The 17,004-nt window shown below is 66.5% G+C and carries 15 protein-coding genes; 7 read left to right on the top strand and 8 right to left on the bottom strand.

The annotated features are described in order from the left end of the window. Window positions 1–90 precede the first annotated feature (90 nt). The 4 genes from C6P61_RS03860 (at window position 91) to C6P61_RS18265 (ending at window position 3,862) form a co-directional block, all read left to right on the top strand. A complete protein-coding gene (locus C6P61_RS03860; protein ID WP_105728611.1) occupies window positions 91–618 on the top strand; it encodes an SET domain-containing protein in 528 nt (175 codons plus the stop codon). Further along, window positions 615–1,451: a biotin--[acetyl-CoA-carboxylase] ligase gene (locus tag C6P61_RS03855; RefSeq protein WP_105728610.1), complete on the top strand. Its 837-nt coding sequence runs from the start codon at window positions 615–617 to the stop codon at window positions 1,449–1,451. Before C6P61_RS03860 ends, C6P61_RS03855 begins: the two co-directional genes overlap by 4 nt. Window positions 1,452–1,535: 84 nt before the next feature. Further along, window positions 1,536–2,012, top strand: a complete 477-nt coding sequence (locus C6P61_RS03850; RefSeq protein WP_105728609.1) for an FKBP-type peptidyl-prolyl cis-trans isomerase — start codon at window positions 1,536–1,538, stop codon at window positions 2,010–2,012. Between the two features lie 224 nt (window positions 2,013–2,236). Then, window positions 2,237–3,862 (top strand): methyl-accepting chemotaxis protein, encoded by a 1,626-nt coding sequence (locus tag C6P61_RS18265; RefSeq protein ID WP_146114963.1) that lies wholly within the window; start codon window positions 2,237–2,239, stop codon window positions 3,860–3,862. Here C6P61_RS18265 and C6P61_RS03840 read toward each other — a convergent pair. The 4 genes from C6P61_RS03840 to C6P61_RS03825 all read right to left on the bottom strand — a co-directional run bounded on the left by C6P61_RS03840 (window position 3,840) and on the right by C6P61_RS03825 (window position 9,524). Beyond that, window positions 3,840–4,427, bottom strand: coding sequence for a hypothetical protein (locus tag C6P61_RS03840; RefSeq protein WP_146114962.1), 588 nt, complete (start codon window positions 4,425–4,427; stop codon window positions 3,840–3,842). The two genes, C6P61_RS18265 and C6P61_RS03840, sit on opposite strands and share 23 nt — an antisense overlap. A gap of 222 nt (window positions 4,428–4,649) precedes the next feature. Then, entirely contained in the window at window positions 4,650–5,648 is a 999-nt protein-coding gene (gene gap / locus C6P61_RS03835; RefSeq protein WP_105728607.1) for a type I glyceraldehyde-3-phosphate dehydrogenase, read from the bottom strand. A gap of 116 nt (window positions 5,649–5,764) precedes the next feature. Then, complete coding sequence (tkt, locus tag C6P61_RS03830) at window positions 5,765–7,840, bottom strand: transketolase (protein ID WP_105728606.1); 2,076 nt, start codon at window positions 7,838–7,840, stop codon at window positions 5,765–5,767. Window positions 7,841–7,907: 67 nt separating this feature from the next. Next, window positions 7,908–9,524 carry a M48 family metalloprotease gene (locus C6P61_RS03825; RefSeq protein ID WP_105728605.1) on the bottom strand — a complete coding sequence of 539 codons (1,617 nt, stop codon included), beginning with the start codon at window positions 9,522–9,524 and terminating at the stop codon, window positions 7,908–7,910. A gap of 54 nt (window positions 9,525–9,578) precedes the next feature. Between C6P61_RS03825 and moaC the strand changes: the two genes are divergently transcribed. Further along, a complete protein-coding gene (gene moaC, locus C6P61_RS03820) occupies window positions 9,579–10,061 on the top strand; it encodes a cyclic pyranopterin monophosphate synthase MoaC (protein ID WP_105728604.1) in 483 nt (160 codons plus the stop codon). A gap of 90 nt (window positions 10,062–10,151) precedes the next feature. Here the strand turns inward: moaC and C6P61_RS03815 are convergent, their stop codons facing one another. Then, window positions 10,152–10,502 carry a MarR family winged helix-turn-helix transcriptional regulator gene (locus C6P61_RS03815; protein WP_105728603.1) on the bottom strand — a complete coding sequence of 117 codons (351 nt, stop codon included), beginning with the start codon at window positions 10,500–10,502 and terminating at the stop codon, window positions 10,152–10,154. Window positions 10,503–10,778: 276 nt separating this feature from the next. Here C6P61_RS03815 and C6P61_RS03810 point away from each other — a divergent pair, with 276 nt between their 5' ends. Further along, window positions 10,779–11,249 carry a universal stress protein gene (locus tag C6P61_RS03810; RefSeq protein WP_105728602.1) on the top strand — a complete coding sequence of 157 codons (471 nt, stop codon included), beginning with the start codon at window positions 10,779–10,781 and terminating at the stop codon, window positions 11,247–11,249. Window positions 11,250–11,267: 18 nt separating this feature from the next. Here the strand turns inward: C6P61_RS03810 and C6P61_RS03805 are convergent, their stop codons facing one another. Beyond that, window positions 11,268–11,888, bottom strand: a complete 621-nt coding sequence (locus C6P61_RS03805; protein ID WP_105728601.1) for a MarC family protein — start codon at window positions 11,886–11,888, stop codon at window positions 11,268–11,270. A 77-nt stretch (window positions 11,889–11,965) separates the two neighbouring features. Between C6P61_RS03805 and C6P61_RS03800 the strand changes: the two genes are divergently transcribed. Beyond that, complete coding sequence (locus tag C6P61_RS03800; protein WP_105728600.1) at window positions 11,966–12,655, top strand: dienelactone hydrolase family protein; 690 nt, start codon at window positions 11,966–11,968, stop codon at window positions 12,653–12,655. Between the two features lie 122 nt (window positions 12,656–12,777). Here the strand turns inward: C6P61_RS03800 and C6P61_RS03795 are convergent, their stop codons facing one another. Together C6P61_RS03795 and C6P61_RS03790 are read right to left on the bottom strand one after the other, a co-directional pair. Further along, the gene (locus tag C6P61_RS03795) at window positions 12,778–14,958 is read right to left on the bottom strand and encodes a PhoX family protein (RefSeq protein ID WP_105728599.1); all 2,181 of its coding nucleotides are present in this window, start codon (window positions 14,956–14,958) and stop codon (window positions 12,778–12,780) included. Between the two features lies 1 nt (window position 14,959). Then, on the bottom strand, window positions 14,960–16,924 hold the full coding sequence (locus tag C6P61_RS03790) for a PhoX family protein (RefSeq protein ID WP_105728598.1): 1,965 nt from the start codon (window positions 16,922–16,924) through the stop codon (window positions 14,960–14,962). Between the last annotated feature and the right edge of the window lie 80 nt (window positions 16,925–17,004).

The raw sequence follows: 17,004 nt of genomic DNA, 5'->3' as shown, positions 1-17,004 counted from the left end.
CTCTAGAATAGGCTCCCGTGCGCGCAACGCGCGCCTGTGTGTGTGCGCACACGCGCACCTGCATGAATTCACCTTACCAAATTTTGGCGCATGGCTGACGCTCCTGACGTTTCTTCCTCCGCCAGCACCGCCCAACCGCGCCGCCGCCTGCAGGTGCGCCGCTCCGGCGTCCATGGCAAGGGCGTGTTTGCCGTCGTCGATCTGGCGGCCGGTGAAGCGCTGATCGAGTACACCGGCGAGGTCATCAGCTGGAACGAGGCGCTGCGCCGTCACCCGCACGACCCGGCCCAGCCGAATCACACCTTCTACTTCCACATCGACGACGGCCATGTGATCGACGGCGGCCAGGGCGGCAATTCCTCGCGCTGGATCAACCACAGCTGCGCGCCCAACTGCGAGGCCGAGGAGGACGCGCGCAAGCGGGTCTTCATCCATGCGCTGCGCGACATCGCGGCCGGCGAGGAGCTGTTCTTCGACTATGGCCTGGTGGTCGACGGGCGCTACACGGCCAAGCTCAAGGCCGAGTACGCCTGCCACTGCGGTAGCCCGAACTGCCGTGGCACCATGCTGGCACCCAAGCTGCCAGCCAAGAAGGCGTCCCGGGGTCGGGCGGCATGAGCGGGCCGAGCCCTGCCAGCAGCTCGCAGGCTGCGCTGCACGCCCTGACGCGCCAGGCCGAGGGGCTGTGGCAGGCGGTCTATCCGCTGTGGCCCGACTTCTCGGTCGAGGTGCTGCCGAGCATCGACTCGACCAATACCGCGCTGATGCAGCGTGCCCGTGCCGGTGACCGTGCGCCGACCCTGCTGGTCGCGCTCGAGCAGAGCGCCGGGCGCGGCCGGCGCGGCAAGTCCTGGCACAGCCAGCCCGGCGCCTCGCTGACCTTCTCGCTCGGGCTGCCCTATCAGCCGGCGGACTGGTCCGGCCTGTCGCTGGCGGTCGGTGTCAGCCTGGCCGAAAGCCTGCATCCCGAGATCCGGCTCAAATGGCCGAACGACCTCTGGTGGCGCGGGCGCAAGCTCGGCGGCATCCTGATCGAGGCCGCCACGCTGGGCGCGCAGCGCTATGCGGTGATCGGCGTCGGCCTCAACGTGTGGTTGCCCGAGCTGCCGGCCTGGTCGCCGGTCCCGCTCGATGAGGCGGCCACCCAGGCCCTGCCACCGGTGCCGCCGGCCGCTTTATGCGAACTGGACCCCGGCCGCGATGCCGGTCAATGGCTGGCCGCGCTGGTGCCGGCCCTGGTGCAGGATCTGCAGGCCTTCGAGCGCGCGGGCTTTGCCGCCTTTGCTGCCCGCTTCGCCGCGCGCGATGCGCTGGCCGGCCTGGAGTTGCGCCTGTCCGACGGCCAGGAGGGCCAGGCCGCCGGCGTCGGACCGGACGGCGCGCTGCGCCTGCGCACCGGGACCGGCCTGATCGACATCACGAGCGCCGAAGTCAGCGTGCGTCCGCGCTGACGGCGCCTGCCCTGGCGCTCGGCAGGGTGGCTGCCAAGCCGGCACAATCACGTTCTTCTTTTCAACGCTGCCCCGAAAGTCCCCATGCAAATCACCAAAGACACCGTCGTCACGATCAGCTACCAGGTCGCCGATGCCCAGGGCAAGCTGCTCGAAGCCAGCCCCGAACCGATGGCCTACCTGCACGGCGGCTACGGCAACACCTTCGAGAAGATCGAGGCCGCGCTCGAAGGCCAGCAGGCCGGCTTTGCCACCACCGTGGTGCTGGAACCGTCCGATGCCTTCGGCGAGCGCGACGAGAGCCTGGTGCAGACCATCTCGAAGGCCGATTTTCCGCCCGGCGTCAAGGTCGGCGGCACCCTGCGTGGCGTGGCCGATGACGGCGGCGAGCGCATCTTCACCGTGGTCAAGATCAAGGGCCCGCAGGTGATTCTGGACGGCAACCACCCGCATGCCGGCAAGACGCTGCGCTTCAGCCTCAAGGTCGAGGGGGTGCAGGCCGCCTCCGCCGAGGAAGTCGCGCACGGCCACGCGCATGGCGCGCACGGCCATCACCACTGAAGCCGGTGGTCAGGGGCGCAAGCCATGTGTCCCTGCAGAAGTCAATCCTCAAATACCCTTGGAATCTGCTAAGTCTTCATTGACTAATTAAGCATTGTGATTAGAATAATACTGTTTCTAATGAAAATAATTAGCTAGATTGCTCATCGAACATTCGGGTGAATGATCGGTCCGATGGGCAGCCCCATCCGGGCCGGGTAGCGCCTGAAGAAGAGATGACGATGATGAACTTGCGTGATATGGCGGTTCGGCTCAAGCTGAGCCTGGCCTTCGGTGGTTTGGCGGCCTTGGTGTTGCTGGTCGCCGGCCTGTCCCTGCTGGCGCTCGATGCCGCCAACCAGCGTTTCATGGACTATGTCGACGGACTCAATGCGCGTTCCACCGTGGCCGAGCATGTCCAGACTGCTGTCGACCACCGGGCCATCGCGGCGCGCAACCTGGTCCTGACCAGCAAGCCCGAGGATGTTGCGCTTGAAAAGGCCAATGTCGAGCAGGCGCATCAGGAGGTCCAGTCCAGCCTGGCCCAGCTCAAGCAGCTGATCGCCAGCGCCACTGACACCACCGCGCAGGCCCGTCAGCTGGTAGCGGACGTCGACCGCGTCGAGCAGCGCTATGGCCCGGTGGCGCTGTCCATCGTCGAGCTGGCGCTGCAGGGCAAGCAGGCAGAAGCCATCGCCAAGATCAATGACGAGTGCCGCCCGCTGCTGGCCGAGCTGCGCCAGGCCACCCAGGCCTATTCGGAACTGGCTGAAGCTCGGACTGCCGAGTTGAAGCAGGACGCGGAAGACGCCTACCTGGCACAGAAGATCCAGCTGATCGTCGTCTGTCTGCTGGCGATTGCCGCGGCCGTCGTGACCAGCTGGTTGATTGCGCGCAGCATCACCGTGCCGCTGGGCCAGGCGGTGGCGGTAGCGAACCGGATCGCCGAAGGGGATCTGAGCAACCGGATTGAAGCCAACTCCCAGGATGAAACCGGACGGTTGCTGCACTCGCTCGAGCTGATGCAAAGCGGTCTGGTCAAGACGGTGCAGTCAGTGCTGGCCAATGCCGATGGCGTGGCCAGCGCCAGCAGCCAGATTGCCCAGGGCAACCTGGACCTGTCCTCCCGCACCGAGCACCAGGCTAGCGCGCTGGAGGAAACCTCGGCCTCGATGGAGCAGCTGGGCTCGACCGTGCGCCAGAACTCGGACAACGCGCGCCAGGCCAACCAGCTGGCCCAGAGCGCCAGCGAGATCGCGATCAAGGGCGGCGGGGTGGTGGCCCAGGTGGTCGACACCATGAAGGGCATCAATGACAGTTCGCGCCGCATTGCCGACATCATCGGCGTGATCGACGGCATCGCCTTCCAGACCAATATCCTGGCGCTGAACGCCTCGGTCGAGGCGGCGCGCGCCGGCGAGCAGGGGCGTGGCTTTGCCGTGGTGGCGGCCGAAGTGCGCAACCTGGCGGTGCGCAGCGCCGAGGCGGCCAAGGAGATCAAGGGCCTGATCACGACCAGCGTCGAGCGGGTCGAGCAGGGCTCGGTGCAGGTGGACCAGGCCGGCGCGACCATGAACGAGGTGGTGGCGGGCATCAAGCGCGTGACCGACATCATGGGCGAGATCAGCGCGGCGAGCACCGAGCAGAGCGCGGGCGTGGGCCAGGTCGGCGAGGCCGTGATGCAGATGGACCAGGCCACGCAGCAGAACGCCGCGCTGGTCGAGCAGATGGCCGCTGCCGCGACCAGCCTGAGGGATCAGGCGCAGGAACTGGTGCAGACCGTGTCGGTCTTCAAGCTGGGCCAGCATGCGGCCGGCACGGGCCGTGCTCCCGGGCGCCGGGCTGGACTCAAGTCCGTACTGGCGCAATGAGGCGCGCCACCAGCAATACCAGCAGCATGATGACGCCGGCACCCAGGAAGTCGCCCAGCGTCATCGCCAGCGCCGCCGACCAGAAGGACTCGCTGCTGCGCAGGCCCAGTGACCAGAAATAGCCGTTGACCACGATGCCGTGCAGCAAGGTGTTGAGCATGTCGATCTGCACCAGTTCCCAGAAGCTCAACCCTTCGAGCGTCGGCCCCAGTGCCATGCGCCTGAGCATGACGCCGACCACCAGCCAGGTCATGCCGACCGACAGCGTCGAGTAGAGCAGCAGCCAGACCGGCTCCAGATCCGGCCAGAAGCGGGTGGACAGGCTCAGCAAGGACAGGCCGCAGCCCAATGCGCCGCGCCAGCCCGCCACCATGATCAGGACCAGCTTGACGCCCGCCGGCAGGAACAGCAGATCCACGCCCTGCGTGTAGGCCACATAGGGCGTCAGCAGCTCGTGCAGTTCGTAGGTCAGCCGGGACAGCGTGAAGCTCAGCGCGATCAGGCCAAGGTGTGGCGCCATCAGTTGCCAGAGGGACGACGACGGAGTGTTGGGGGAGGTGGACATGTGCGGCGGCAGCCTGGAGGCATTGCCGTCCTGTTGGGGCTTTTTTATTAAAGCTGTTGCAGTTGATGGTCAGGGTTAACCCCGCATTGTCTCACTCGTTACAAATTCTTGCATCTAAGGTCTGGAAATTTCACTCTTTTAGCATTAAGACCAGTCATGAAAAAACCCGCCACTGGGGCGGGTCTTTGCTGGCTGGCCACCTGGGTGGCTGGCTGGAATCGATTACTTCGATACCACGCGCACCATCTCCAGGCACTTGGCGGCGTAGCCCCATTCGTTGTCATACCAGGCCACGATCTTGACGAAGCTCTTGTCGAGCGCCAGGCCGGCGCCGGCATCGAACACGCTGGTGCAGGATTCGCCGCGGAAGTCGGTCGAGACCACCTTCTCGTCGGTGTAGCCCAGGATGCCCTTGAGCGCGCCTTCAGACTGCGCTTTCATTTCGGCGCAGATTTCCTCGTAGCTGGCTTCGTTCTCGAGCTCGACCGTCAGGTCGACCACCGACACGTCCGAGGTCGGGACGCGGAAGCTCATGCCGGTCAGCTTCTTGTTGAGCTCGGGGATCACCTTGCCGACGGCCTTGGCGGCGCCAGTGCTCGACGGGATGATGTTCTCGAGGATGCCGCGGCCGCCGCGCCAGTCCTTGCGCGAGGTGCCGTCGACGGTCTTCTGGCTGGCGGTGGCGGCGTGCACGGTGGTCATCAGGCCGCGCTTGATGCCCCATTTGTCGTTGAGCACCTTGGCGACCGGGCCCAGCGCGTTGGTGGTGCAGGACGCGTTCGAGATCACGGCCTCGCCGGCGTACTTGGCGTGGTTGACGCCGTAGACGAACATCGGCACGTCATCCTTGGACGGGGCCGAGATCACGACCTTCTTGGCACCCGCGTCGAGGTGAGCCTGGTTGCCTTCGGCGGTCAGGAACTGGCCGGTGCACTCGAGCACCACGTCCACGCCCATCTTGCCCCATTGCAGCAGCTCGGGATCGCGCTCATGCGTCAGCGGGATCGCCTTGCCGTTGACGATCAGGTGGCTGTCGTCGAAGCTGACTTCGCCCTGGAAGCGGCCGTGCACGCTGTCGTACTTCAGCATGTAGGCCAGGTAGTCGGCCGGCTTGGGGTCGTTGATGCCGACGACCTCGATGTCGTCGAAGCCCAGCACGGCAGCGCGCAGCGCCAGACGGCCGATACGGCCGAAGCCGTTGATGCCCAGTTTGATGGTCATGATTTGCTTTTTCAGGAAGTTACAAAATCGTTACGTACCCCAAGCATGGATCAGAGCGCTGACGGCGCCCTGTCGATCAGGGTGGCGGCGGGACCGGCCCGCCGCCTGAATCAGTCTCAGATCTTCTCGCCGACGACAGCCAGCACGGTGGCCGCGACGTTCTCGGGCGTGAAGCCGAAATGCTTGAACAGCACCGGCGCCGGTGCCGACTCGCCGTAGCAGTCGATGCCGACCACGGCGTCGCAGCCGTATTTCCACCAGCCCTCGCTCACGCCCATCTCGACCGCGATGCGCGGCAGCTCGGCCGGCAGCACGCTGTACTTGTAGTCGCCGTCCTGGCGGTCGAAGGTGGTGTTGCTCGGCATCGAGACCACGCGCACGGCCACCTTCTGCTCGGCCAGCAGCTGCTGCGCGGCCAGCGCGAGCTGGACTTCGGAGCCGGTCGCGATGATCACGGCCTTGGCCTTCTTGTTCTTCTTGAAGCCGACATCGGACGGCTCGCTCAGCACATAGGCGCCCTTGGCGATGTCGTCGAGCGAAGCCTTGGGCGCGTAGGGCAGGTTCTGGCGGCTCAGCAGCAGCGCAGTCGGGCGGTCGGCGTTGCGCAGCGCGACGGTCCAGGCGACCGCGGTTTCGGCGGTGTCGCCCGGACGCCAGACGTCCAGGTTCGGGATCAGGCGCAGGCTGGCGGCGTGCTCGATCGACTGGTGGGTCGGACCGTCCTCGCCCAGGCCGATCGAGTCGTGGGTGAACACATGGACCACGCGCTGCTTCATCAGCGCGGCCATGCGGATCGCGTTGCGGCTGTAGTCGCTGAAGGTCAGGAAGGTACCGCCGTAGGGGATGAAGCCGCCGTGCAGCGCCACGCCGTTCATGATCGCGGCCATGCCGAATTCGCGCACGCCGTAGTTGATGTGGCGACCGCCCTGGCCGGCCTCGTTCTTGACCACGGCACCGCTGGCGTCGAAGCGCAGGTTGGGCGTCGACTTGGTGTTGGTCAGGTTGGAGCCGGTCAGGTCGGCCGAGCCGCCGAGCAGTTCGGGCAGTGCGGCGGTGAAGGCTTCCAGCGCCAGCTGGCTGGCCTTGCGGCTGGCAACGGTCTCGGCCTTGGCATGGGCCGCAGCCAGGGTGTCGGCAGCGATCTGCTCGAAGTTCTTCGGCAGCTCGCCCTTCATGCGGCGCTCGAATTCCTTGGCTTCAGTCGGGAACGCCTTCTTGTAGGCCGCGAAGCGGTCCTTCCAGGCCTTCTCGGCGGCCTTGCCGGCGTCCTTGGCGTCCCAGGCTGAATAGACTTCCTTCGGGATCTCGAACGGGCCGTGCGCCCAGCCCAGCGCTTCGCGCGTGAGCTTGATTTCCTCGGCGCCGAGCGGCTCGCCGTGCGCCTTCGAGGTGTTGGCGCGGTTCGGGCTGCCCTTGCCGATATGGGTCTTGCAGCAGATCAGGGTCGGCTTGTCGGCATTGAGCTTGGCCTGGGCAATCGCGGCGTCGACCGCGTCGGCGTCATGGCCGTCGACGGCGCGGATCACGTTCCAGCCGCAGGCCTCGAAGCGCTTCGGGGTGTCGTCGATGAACCAGGGCGTGACCTGGCCGTCGATCGAGATGCCGTTGTCGTCGTAGAGCGCGATCAGCTTGCCGAGCTTCCAGGCGCCGGCCAGTGCGATCGCTTCGTGGCTGATGCCTTCCATCAGGCAGCCGTCGCCCAGGAAGACATAGGTGCGGTGGTCGACGATCTCGTGGCCGTCACGGTTGAACTCGGCGGCCATCAGCTTTTCAGCCAGCGCGAAGCCGACCGCGTTGGTGATGCCCTGGCCCAGCGGGCCGGTGGTGGTCTCGACGCCCGGGGTGTGGCCGACTTCCGGGTGGCCGGCGGTCTTGGAGCCGAGCTGGCGGAAGTTCTTCAGCTCGCTCATCGGCAGCTTGTAGCCGCTCAGGTGCAGCAGCGCGTAGATCAGCATTGAGCCGTGACCGTTCGACAGCACGAAGCGGTCGCGGTCGAACCAGCCCGGATTGGCCGGGCTGTGCTTGAGGTGGCGGCCCCACAGCGCGACTGCCATGTCAGCCATGCCCATGGGCGCACCCGGGTGGCCCGAGTTGGCTTGCTGCACGGCGTCCATCGCCAGCGCGCGGATGGCATTGGCCATGGTTTGCGCGTTGACGGTGGAGGCTTGGGATGGGGTCTTGGCGTCGGTCATGGGAGCCTCAAAAATCTAAACCCTGGATTTTATCTGTGCCCCTCCGGCAGCCGCAAGAAATGCGGTTTCAGCGTGGTTTCTGGCAGACGGAGTCGCGCTGTTCGCGCTCTTCGCAGAACTGTTCCTGCAGCAGGCGCTCGAACTCGCGCGTGCGCGCATCGATGATCGACAGTTCGGCGTGATCGCTGTGGCCTTGCTGGCGCGCCAGCGTCTGGGCCGACTTCATGCGGCTCAGCGCACCCGCCAGGTCGAGCTGGGCGCGCTGGGCCTCGGCCATCGCGCGTGCGGCGCGCACCGGCTGGCCCTGCTGCTGCGCCACCGTGGCCAGGGCCTGCCAGGCCGGGATGTCGTCGGGGTGCAGCGCCAGCCAGGTCTGCAGCCGCTGGCTGGCGCTGTCGAGCGCGCGTGCCTCCGGCGGTGCGCTGGCCGCGCGCGCGCCCAGCAGCAGCGCGGCGCGCTCAGGGGCAGCCAGTGCCTGTTCGCGCAGCGTGGTCCGCTCCAGGCCGGCCAGGCGTTCGCTTTGCGTCAGCTGCATGGCTTCAAGTGCGAGCAGATGGATCGCCTGACGCGCGGCGGCGTCGTCGGGCAGGGCCGCGAGCAGGCGTCCGAGCTGTTCCTGCGCCGTGCCGGCGTCGCGCAGCTGGGCTGCGGCCAGGGTTGCGGCATAGCGCAGCGACAGCGTGGCCGGGTCGTGCCGCGGCGCCGCGTTCGAGCGCCCGGCCTGTGCCAGCGCCTGCAGCCGCTCGATCCGGGTCTCGCCCAGCACGCGGGCGCGCGCCGACATCAGGGCGTGCAGGGCCGGGCTCGGGCCCGTACCGTCGCGCGTGGCGGGCTGGTTCAGCGCCAGCCGCGCGCGCATGTCGGCCATGCGCTCGGTGCTCAGCGGGTGGCTGCGCAGGTAGGGGAAGGCGCCGTCATCGTTCAGGCGCGAGGCCTGCTGCAGCTTGTCGAACAGGGTCGCGAAGCCGGCGCCGTCGAAGCCGGCTCCGGTCATGATGCCGTAGCCGACCCGGTCGGCCTCGCGCTCCATGTCGCGCGAGAAGTTGAGCTGGGTCTGCATGGCCAGCGCCTGTCCGCCCACGATGGCGGCGTTGCCGATGTCGGCGTTCTTCGACTTGCTGGCCGCCAGCACGCCGAGCAGCATCGACGCGATCATCCAGGGCGCCTGCCGGCTCTGCTGCGTCAGCAGGCGCGCGATATGGCGTTGCGAGACATGGCTGAGCTCATGCGCGAGCACCGAGGCCAGCTCGTCGGCGCTGGCCACGGTCGCCAGCAGGCCCATGTGCACGCCGAGGTAGCCGCCCGGCAGCGCGAAGGCGTTGACCGAGGGCTCGCGCAGCAGCAGCAGGCGCCAGGCGTAGCGCTGGTCGGCATCGGCTGGCAGTTCGCCGCGCGCCAGCGCCGAATCGAGCAGCGGCCGCCAGACCTGCTGCAAATAGTCGGCCAGCAGCGGGTCGTCCAGGTAGTCGGGGTCGCGGTAGATCGAGCGGGCGATCTGGTCGCCGATGCGGCGCTCCTCGCCCAGCGTCATCTCGCCGCCGTCGCCCAGGCTGGGCAGGGCGCGCATGGGTGGCAGGGCCGGCAGATCGGCCGGCGCCTGGGCCTGCGACCAGGCCTGGGGCGTCAGCAGCAACAGGGCGGCAGCCAGCCAGGGCCGCCAGCGGGAACGGAAGGGAGCGCACATCGCCGTATCATGCCCGTTCCGGCACCGGATCACATTTCGTAGGTAAATCTGAGCATGAGCGATTCCCCCCTCACCCATTTCGACGCCAGCGGCCAGGCCCATATGGTCGATGTCGGCGCCAAGGCGCAGACCCACCGCGTGGCGCTGGCGCAGGGCCGCATCAGCATGTTGCCCGCCACCTTCGAGCTGGTCCGGCATGGCAGCCCGAAGAAGGGCGATGTGCTGGGCGTGGCGCGGCTGGCCGGCATCATGGGCGCCAAGCGCACCGCCGACCTGATCCCGCTCTGCCACCCGATCGCGCTGACCCGCGTGACGGTCGAGTTCGAGCTGCTCGAGGCCGAGCCGGCCGTGGTCTGCCGCGCCAGCGCCGAGACCGTCGGCCCGACCGGGGTCGAGATGGAGGCGCTGACCGCCGTCAACTGCGCGCTGCTCACCATCTACGACATGTGCAAGGCGGCCGACCGCGGCATGGTGATCTCGGACATCCGGTTGCTCGAGAAGCATGGCGGCAAGTCGGGGAGTTTTGTGGCCGTCTGACCCTGTCCGGATGGCGTGCTCAGGCGTAAAAAAGCCGCCTTGCTCTTGCGAGCAGGGCGGCTAAGCCTTGATCTGAAACCGGGTCGGCGTTCAGGCTTGGTTGGCAGCGTCCATGCACTGGCCGAGCTGGTCGAAGCACTGGTTGGCCAGTGCAGTAGGCATCACATACTTGGTGCGGCTGTCGATCTGGTCGTTGACCAGGGTGATCATGCCCTTGGCGCGCAGCGTCTTGAGGCGACGATGCACGGTGCTGGGCGAAATCTCTTTCGACATGTGCATGGCTTCGAGCACGGTGATCTGCTTGCCGGTGTGCCAGACGGCTGCGAAGCTGTCGAGCAGCGACTGTTCGACGGCATCCAGCATCGGGAAGGTCGGCAGATCACGGATCGCTTTGACCAGGTTCAGGAATTTCAGATAGGCTTGGGAGTGGTGTGTAGTCATTTGCATGTTGCTAAGTATGTCGTGTCAATCTTGCGGAAGTCAAGAGAGCTTCGGTGCAAAAATGGGGGGAATTATCGCCCGTGATGGCAGATCGCGAACGATCTTGCGGGTAAACCCTGTTGGCGACTCTACCTCCTGCACGGGTTCGGCCCCGTTTGACCCTCTGGTTTGCGACGGGTCACGGTCCTGGCTGGCGCCTGCCGCTGCCCTGGTCCGAGCGGGCCTATGATAGCCATGACCGAGCCGCCATCCGCGCGGCCGCATTGGAGGCTGGATATGAAGTTGCTTGTTCCGATTGACGGTTCCGAACTGGCGCTGCAGGCGCTGCAGCATGCGATTGCCCTGGCGAGCGCCGGGCTCGAGGTCGAGCTGGTGCTCGTCAACGTGCAGGAGCCGGCTTCGGCCTACGAAATGCTGACGCTGCATGACGCCGAGGCGCTGGCCGAAGTCGCGGTCGGCGCCGGGCGTGACCTGATGGCGCCCGCTGTCGAGCTGGTCGAGGCCGCCTACCTGCCTTATTCCGAGACCGTGGTGGTCGGCGACGTGGTGCCGGCCTTGCTCGAACTGCTTGAGGAGGAGGGCTGTGACGCGGTGGTCATGGGCAGCCATGGCATGGGCCTGGTGCGCAGCGCGCTGGGTTCGGTCTCGCGCGGCATGCTCGAGCATGCGCCGGTGCCGGTGACCTTCGTCAAGGCACCGCCGGAATCCGAGTCCGAGCCAGAAGCCGACGCCGACGCCGACGAGTGAGCCGGCGCGCGGCCGATTTCAGCCGCCCAGCACCGGGAAGATCTTGACCAGCCCGGCCGCCATCACCTCGACCGCGATCGCGGCCAGGATCAGGCCCATGATCCGGGTCATGACGTTGATGCCGGTCTTGCCGAGCGCGCGCTCGATCGGCACCGCCAGCGTGAAGCAGATGGCGGTGGCCAGCGCGATCACCACGCCGTAGCCGACCAGCGCGGCGTGCTGCAGCAGCGTCTTGGCCTGGTCGGCGTAGATCACGACGGTCGACATCGAGGCCGGGCCGGTCAGCAGCGGAATGGTCAGCGGCACCACGGCGATCGAGGTCCGGGCCGACGCATCGTCGACCTCGTCCTGGGTCGTGCGTGCCTCGGCCGGCTGGGCGTTGAGCATCGACAGCGCCGAGTTCAGCAGCAGCATGCCGCCGCCGACCTGGAAGCTCGCCAGCGAGATGCCGAAGAAGTCCAGGATCTGCAGACCCAGCAGCGCGCAGGCCGCGATCACGGCAAAGGCGCTGAACGAGGCGATCAGCACCGTGCGTCGGCGCTGCTCATCGGAAAAGCCCTGGGTGTAATGGATGAAGAAGGGCACGATCGCCAGCGGGTTGACGATCGCCAGCAGGGTGATCAGCGGCTTGAGTTCCATCGTCGCATTGTCGGGCATGCCGCTGCGTCGAAGTCCGCTAACCTATGGGTTTTTGACCGTTCAGGAGGACTGTTTTCATGGGCCAACTCATCGCCATCACCGCCGCCGACGGCAGCACCTGTTCCGCTTACCTGGCCGAGCCGGCCGGCCAGCCGCGCGGCGCCGTCGTGGTGCTGCAAGAGATCTTCGGCGTCAACTCGCATATTCGTGCCGTGGCCGATGGCTATGCGGCCGAGGGCTATCTGGCGCTCGCGCCTGCGACCTTCGACCGCGTCAAGTCGGGCGTCGAGCTCGGCTACACCGACGCCGACATGCAGGCCGGCTTCGCGCTCAAGCTGGCGGTCGAGGCGCTGCCGGCGCCCGGCGTGCTGGCTGACATCCAGGCCGCGATCGACGAGGCGGCGCGTCGCAGCGGCGGCAAGGTCGGCATCGTCGGCTACTGCTGGGGCGGTCTGCTGACCTGGCGCAGCGCCTGCGAGCTGCAGGGCCTGGCCGCCGCCGTGCCCTACTACGGTGGCGGCATGACCACGCCCGACGAGGCCGCGCGCCGTCCGCAATGCCCGGTGCTGGCGCATTTCGCCGAGCAGGACCACTGGATTCCGATGGATACGGTCGAGGCCTTCCGTGCCGCCCAGCCCAGCGTCGAGCTGCACAGCTACGACGCCCACCATGGCTTCAACTGCGACCAGCGCGGCGCCTCGCACCCGCCTTCGGCTGCACTGGCACGCGAGCGCACGCTGGCCTTCTTCGCCCGCCATCTGGGCTGATTCCAGCCTGATCTCTGGCGCCGCTGCTGGCGCATTGACATGAAAAAACCCCTGCGCGCCTTGCGGCGGCAGGGGTTTTGCGCTGTGGCCTGGGCCGGCCCATCAGGCCGGCGCAGTTGTCATCAGAGGCCGATCGGGCCGCCGTCGGTGCGGGTGATCACCATCGTGGCCGAGCGCGGGCGCTTGGTCGAGCCCGGGTTGGTCTGGCTGTCCGGCCAGTGGCTGGACAGGGCGTCGAGCTTGCTGTCCTCGCCCGGGTGCTGGATGTTGCAGAACATGGTGCGGCCGTCCGGGGTGATCGCGATGCCGGTGATCTCGCAATCCTTCGGTCCGACCAGGAAGCGGCGCACGCTGTCGGGCGTCGCCTTGGCGCCGACCCGGGTCTCGGTACCGCCAGCAGCCGTCACCTTGCCGCCGTCGCCGACCTTGCCAGGCACTGCGGCCAGCATCATGCAGTTGGTCTCGTCGGTGTAGGCGTTGTCGTCGGTCTGGATCCAGAGCAGGCCGCGCGGGTCGAAGTACAGGCCGTCCGGGCTCGAGAAGTCGTTGACCGCGGTCAGGCCCGACAGGTTGACGTCGGCAGCGGCATCGTCCTCGGCGCCGAACAGGTAGATGTCCCAGCTGAAGCGGGTGGCCGCCTGGGCGCCGGCTTCCTTCCAGCGGATGATGTGGCCGTTCGGGTTGCCCTTGTTGACCTTGGTCTTGCCGTTGGCGTTGTGGCTGTCGCTGTAGTAACGCGGGTTGGCCGCGTCGGGCTTGAGCTGGCTGCCGGTCGGGGTGGCGTTCGGGTCGACCCGGTTGCTGTTGTTGGTCAAGGTCATGTAGACCTCGTGGTTCAGCGGGTTGACCGCGCCCCATTCCGGGCGGTCCATCTTGGTTGCGCCGACGGCATCGGCGGCCAGGCGGGCGTGGATCAGCACATCGGCCTGATCGGCGAAGGCATAGAGCTTGTTGCTGGCGTCGAGGCCGTTCTTGCCATGGGCCAGTTCGAGCCATTCGCCGCTGCCGTCGGCGTTGAACCTGGCCACATACAGCTGGCCTTCGTCGAGGTACTTGGCGCCGGCGGCCAGGCCACCGTTGACGTCGGCCTCATCCCACAGCGCCTTCGAGACGAACTTGTAGATGTACTCGTTGCGCGAGTCGTCGCCGCTGTAGATCACGACCGGCTGGCCCTTGACGGCCGGCACCGGCCAGGCGCCTTCGTGGTTGAAGCGGCCCAGCGTGCTGCGCTTGACCGGGGTGCTGTCGGGGTTGAACGGGTCGATCTCGACCACCCAGCCGAAGGTGTTGAAGATGTTGCGGTAGTCGTCGCCGGCGGTCGCGCCGGTGACGGCGCTGTTCCAGCGTGCGAACAGGTCGTCGCTGCCAGCGGTATCCCAGAGATAGGGGCTCTTGCGGCCGTCGGTCATACCGTAGCGCTTGAGGCCGGTGATCTCCTTGGCGCTGCGCTTGGCGTCATCGCCGGCGGCACGGCTGATCACGTTGGTGTAGTTTTCCTCGCAGGTCAGGTAGGTGCCCCAGGGGGTGTAGCCGTTGGCGCAGTTGTTGTTGGTGCCGCGGGTCTTCATGCCATCGGGCGAGAAGCGGGTCTGGACCAGTTCGCTGCCCTTGACCGGGCCGGCGAAGGCCATGGTGGTGGCCGATGTGATGCGGCGGTTGAAGCGCGAGCCACGCACCATGCCCATGCCGGTGCCCTTGGCGTCGCGCTTGACCTCGACCACGCTGACGCCGTGGGCGTAGATTTCCTTCTCGACCTCGCTGGCGACGCGAGCGGCACCGCTGGTCTTGCCGTTCGGGTGCAGGGCATAGGGGGCGACCACGTATTCGTGGTTGACGCAGAGCAGGCCGCGGTCCGAGCGCTTGGCGTCGAACTTGCCGGCTTCGCCCAGGCCGAAGAAGTACATGCCGTCATGGCCGTCGCCGATGCGGCGGTTGTAGGAGTCGGCGCTTTCGCTGCCGTCGCCCTTCCAGGACTCGTCACCCCAGTGCATCGGGTCGCCCAGGGCGTGCAGGATGCTCATCTGGTAGCCGGCCGGCAGGCTGACCTTGTCGTCGCGGTGCTTGGCCACCGAGCCGAAGCCCAGCTTGAGGGCGGCTTTCTTCGCGCGCGCTGCGCCGCTGGCCTGGCCCTGTGCGGCCATTGCCGAGCCGCCCAGCAGCAGGCCGGTGGTCACGCCGATGCCGCCCTGGAGTGCCAGACGGCGGCTCAGACGAGCTGCCAGCAGGTCATCCATGTGGGCGTTGTCGGAAAAGTTGACGTTTTCGCCGTCGTTGAATTCGTCTTTGGGGCTGTGGTAGTTCATATCAAGCCTTGTTCAGGGAGATTTCGGTCAGTTCGCCCGTCAGATAGCCGACGGCGGCGCCAGACTTGTAGTTGGCCTTGATCAGCGGGTCCAACTGGCCCTTGACGATGCTGTGGATGCTGCCCCAGTCGCCAGCGTGCTGGAAGTTGCTCATGATGTAGGTCCAGCCGTTGAGCTCGTCGACCGCGTGCAGACCGGTCGATTCGCCGCCAGCCGGGATCGACATGATGCGCGACAGCACCTTGGTGTCGATGTTGTAGGCCCACAGGAAGTTGTTGACATGCTGGCCGCTGTCCTCGCCGATGAACAGGGTGCGCATCTTCTCGGAGAACTTCAGGTTGTCCGGGTTGGCGATCTTGTTCGGGTTGGCGGTGTTGCCAAGCGCGTCGCCCTGGAGCGTCTTGCCATCGGCGGCGAGCAGGTCCTCGCCAACCAGCAGTGCCTTGGTGTCAGCAGGCATCCATTCGCTGGCGATGGTGGCGCCCAGATCGTCCTTGAGGCCGCCCTTGAGGTTGAGCACCATCACGGCGCCGGCCACCAGCTGCTTCGGCAGGGAAATGCCGTTGCCCGGGACGTTGGCAGCATTGCCCGCCACCATCGAGCTCTGGATGTTCTGCAGCGCCGAATAGGCGACCTTGTCCTTGATGTTGACGGTGGTGCCTTCCATCTTGGTGAAGCCCAGGCTGCCGCCGACATAGGCAGCATAGCGGTGGGTCTCGAGGAAGGCTGCTGCCTTCTCCATGCCGGCCTTGACCTTGATCCATTCGGTCTTGCCGTTGGCGACGGTCTTCTTGAACGAGGCGTCAGCCGGATCAGCGCTCCTGATGTCCAGGATGTCGGTCGGCTTGAGCGTGTTGGCCAGTTGCTCGATTTCGGCGCTGGTCGCCGAGCCCAGCTTGATCCAGCTCAGCGGTGCGGCGGCTGCAGCCGGATCGATCGAGAAGCCGGCGCCGACCTTGGCGACGTACAGCGTACCGGCCGACAGGTCCTTTTCCTTGTCGGCCACGAACACGAAGTAGCCGCTGTTGGTCGCGTCATCGCCCATCAGCACGGTGCGATTGTCAGGCATCACCTGCACCAGCTCGTGCGAGATGCGGCCCATGCAGTAATGCTTCTTGATCGAACCCGTGCCGTCGGCATTGACGGTCACCTCGGGCATATGGCCGTAGTGGTAGGGATTGGCCTTGGTGGCGTCACCATACAGGTTCAGGCTGAAGTCGTTCATGAAGTTCTTGTCACGAGCGGCGAATGCATCGGGCTCGTACTCTTCACTCGACAGGTGGGTGCCCCAGGGCGACAGGCTGGCACCGCAGGTGATCCACAGGCCATGCACGCCCGCGGTGTTCACGTTGTGGTACTTGACCAGCGACAGCTTGCCGGTCTGGGGATTCTGGTCCAGCGTCAGCACGGCGATCGGCGACGGCAGCTTGCCGTACATGCCGGTCTTGCCGTCCTGGGCCAGCGAGCTGTACTCGAACTGCACGACCGCGAACACGGCGTTGCCCTTCACGCCGTCGACCTTGGCGCCGGGCACGCTCAGCAGCGAGGTGCCGTCCGGCCCATCGGAGAAGAACTGGCGCTCGCTGCCGACGACGGTCTTGTCGATGATCGGCTGGTTGTTGATGTCGAAATAGCCACCCGCGAGGATCTGGCCGCCCTTGCCGTCGCTGACCTTGTTGCCGGTGATGAAGAACGGTGCATAGGACAGCTTGAAGTCGGCCTTGGTGCCGTCGTCGAAGCTGGCGCTCATCACCGAACCGACGGTGGTGGTGGCCATGGCAGCCGGGTTGGCCAGCGTCGGTGCCGCCATCGAGCTGAACGTGACACCGATGAGTCTGGCGTCGTCGCCACCCCCGCAGCCGGCCAGCAGTGCGGAACCGGCAAAGCCGGTGGTCAGCGGCAGCATGGGTGCCGCCGACAGCATTTTCAGGATATTGCGGCGCGAGGTGGCGTTAGGGTTGTGCATGACTAAGTCGGATTGATGTGATCAAGGAACGATTAGTCTGCGGCACCAGTGTTTCAAATTCATGAATGCCGCGCGGCAGC

Source organism: Malikia spinosa (assembly GCF_002980625.1).
Classification (GTDB): Bacteria; Pseudomonadota; Gammaproteobacteria; order Burkholderiales; family Burkholderiaceae_C; genus Malikia; species Malikia spinosa.
Note: the sequence above shows the minus strand (reverse complement) of the source record. Positions and strands in the feature narration are given on the sequence as shown.

Bases quoted from the DNA above. Each gene is read 5' to 3' on its own strand.
- C6P61_RS18265 (WP_146114963.1), top strand. From the start codon at position 2,237: ATGAACTTGCGTGATATGGCGGTTCGGCTCAAGCTGAGCCTGGCCTTC.
- C6P61_RS03795 (WP_105728599.1), bottom strand. From the start codon at position 14,958: ATGAACTACCACAGCCCCAAAGACGAATTCAACGACGGCGAAAACGTC.
- C6P61_RS03855 (WP_105728610.1), top strand. From the start codon at position 615: ATGAGCGGGCCGAGCCCTGCCAGCAGCTCGCAGGCTGCGCTGCACGCC.
- C6P61_RS03800 (WP_105728600.1), top strand. From the start codon at position 11,966: ATGGGCCAACTCATCGCCATCACCGCCGCCGACGGCAGCACCTGTTCC.
- C6P61_RS03805 (WP_105728601.1), bottom strand. From the start codon at position 11,888: ATGGAACTCAAGCCGCTGATCACCCTGCTGGCGATCGTCAACCCGCTG.
- C6P61_RS03840 (WP_146114962.1), bottom strand. From the start codon at position 4,427: ATGTCCACCTCCCCCAACACTCCGTCGTCGTCCCTCTGGCAACTGATG.
- tkt (WP_105728606.1), bottom strand. From the start codon at position 7,840: ATGACCGACGCCAAGACCCCATCCCAAGCCTCCACCGTCAACGCGCAA.
- C6P61_RS03860 (WP_105728611.1), top strand. From the start codon at position 91: ATGGCTGACGCTCCTGACGTTTCTTCCTCCGCCAGCACCGCCCAACCG.
- C6P61_RS03815 (WP_105728603.1), bottom strand. From the start codon at position 10,502: ATGACTACACACCACTCCCAAGCCTATCTGAAATTCCTGAACCTGGTC.
- C6P61_RS03810 (WP_105728602.1), top strand. From the start codon at position 10,779: ATGAAGTTGCTTGTTCCGATTGACGGTTCCGAACTGGCGCTGCAGGCG.
- C6P61_RS03825 (WP_105728605.1), bottom strand. From the start codon at position 9,524: ATGTGCGCTCCCTTCCGTTCCCGCTGGCGGCCCTGGCTGGCTGCCGCC.
- C6P61_RS03790 (WP_105728598.1), bottom strand. From the start codon at position 16,924: ATGCACAACCCTAACGCCACCTCGCGCCGCAATATCCTGAAAATGCTG.
- gap (WP_105728607.1), bottom strand. From the start codon at position 5,648: ATGACCATCAAACTGGGCATCAACGGCTTCGGCCGTATCGGCCGTCTG.
- C6P61_RS03850 (WP_105728609.1), top strand. From the start codon at position 1,536: ATGCAAATCACCAAAGACACCGTCGTCACGATCAGCTACCAGGTCGCC.
- moaC (WP_105728604.1), top strand. From the start codon at position 9,579: ATGAGCGATTCCCCCCTCACCCATTTCGACGCCAGCGGCCAGGCCCAT.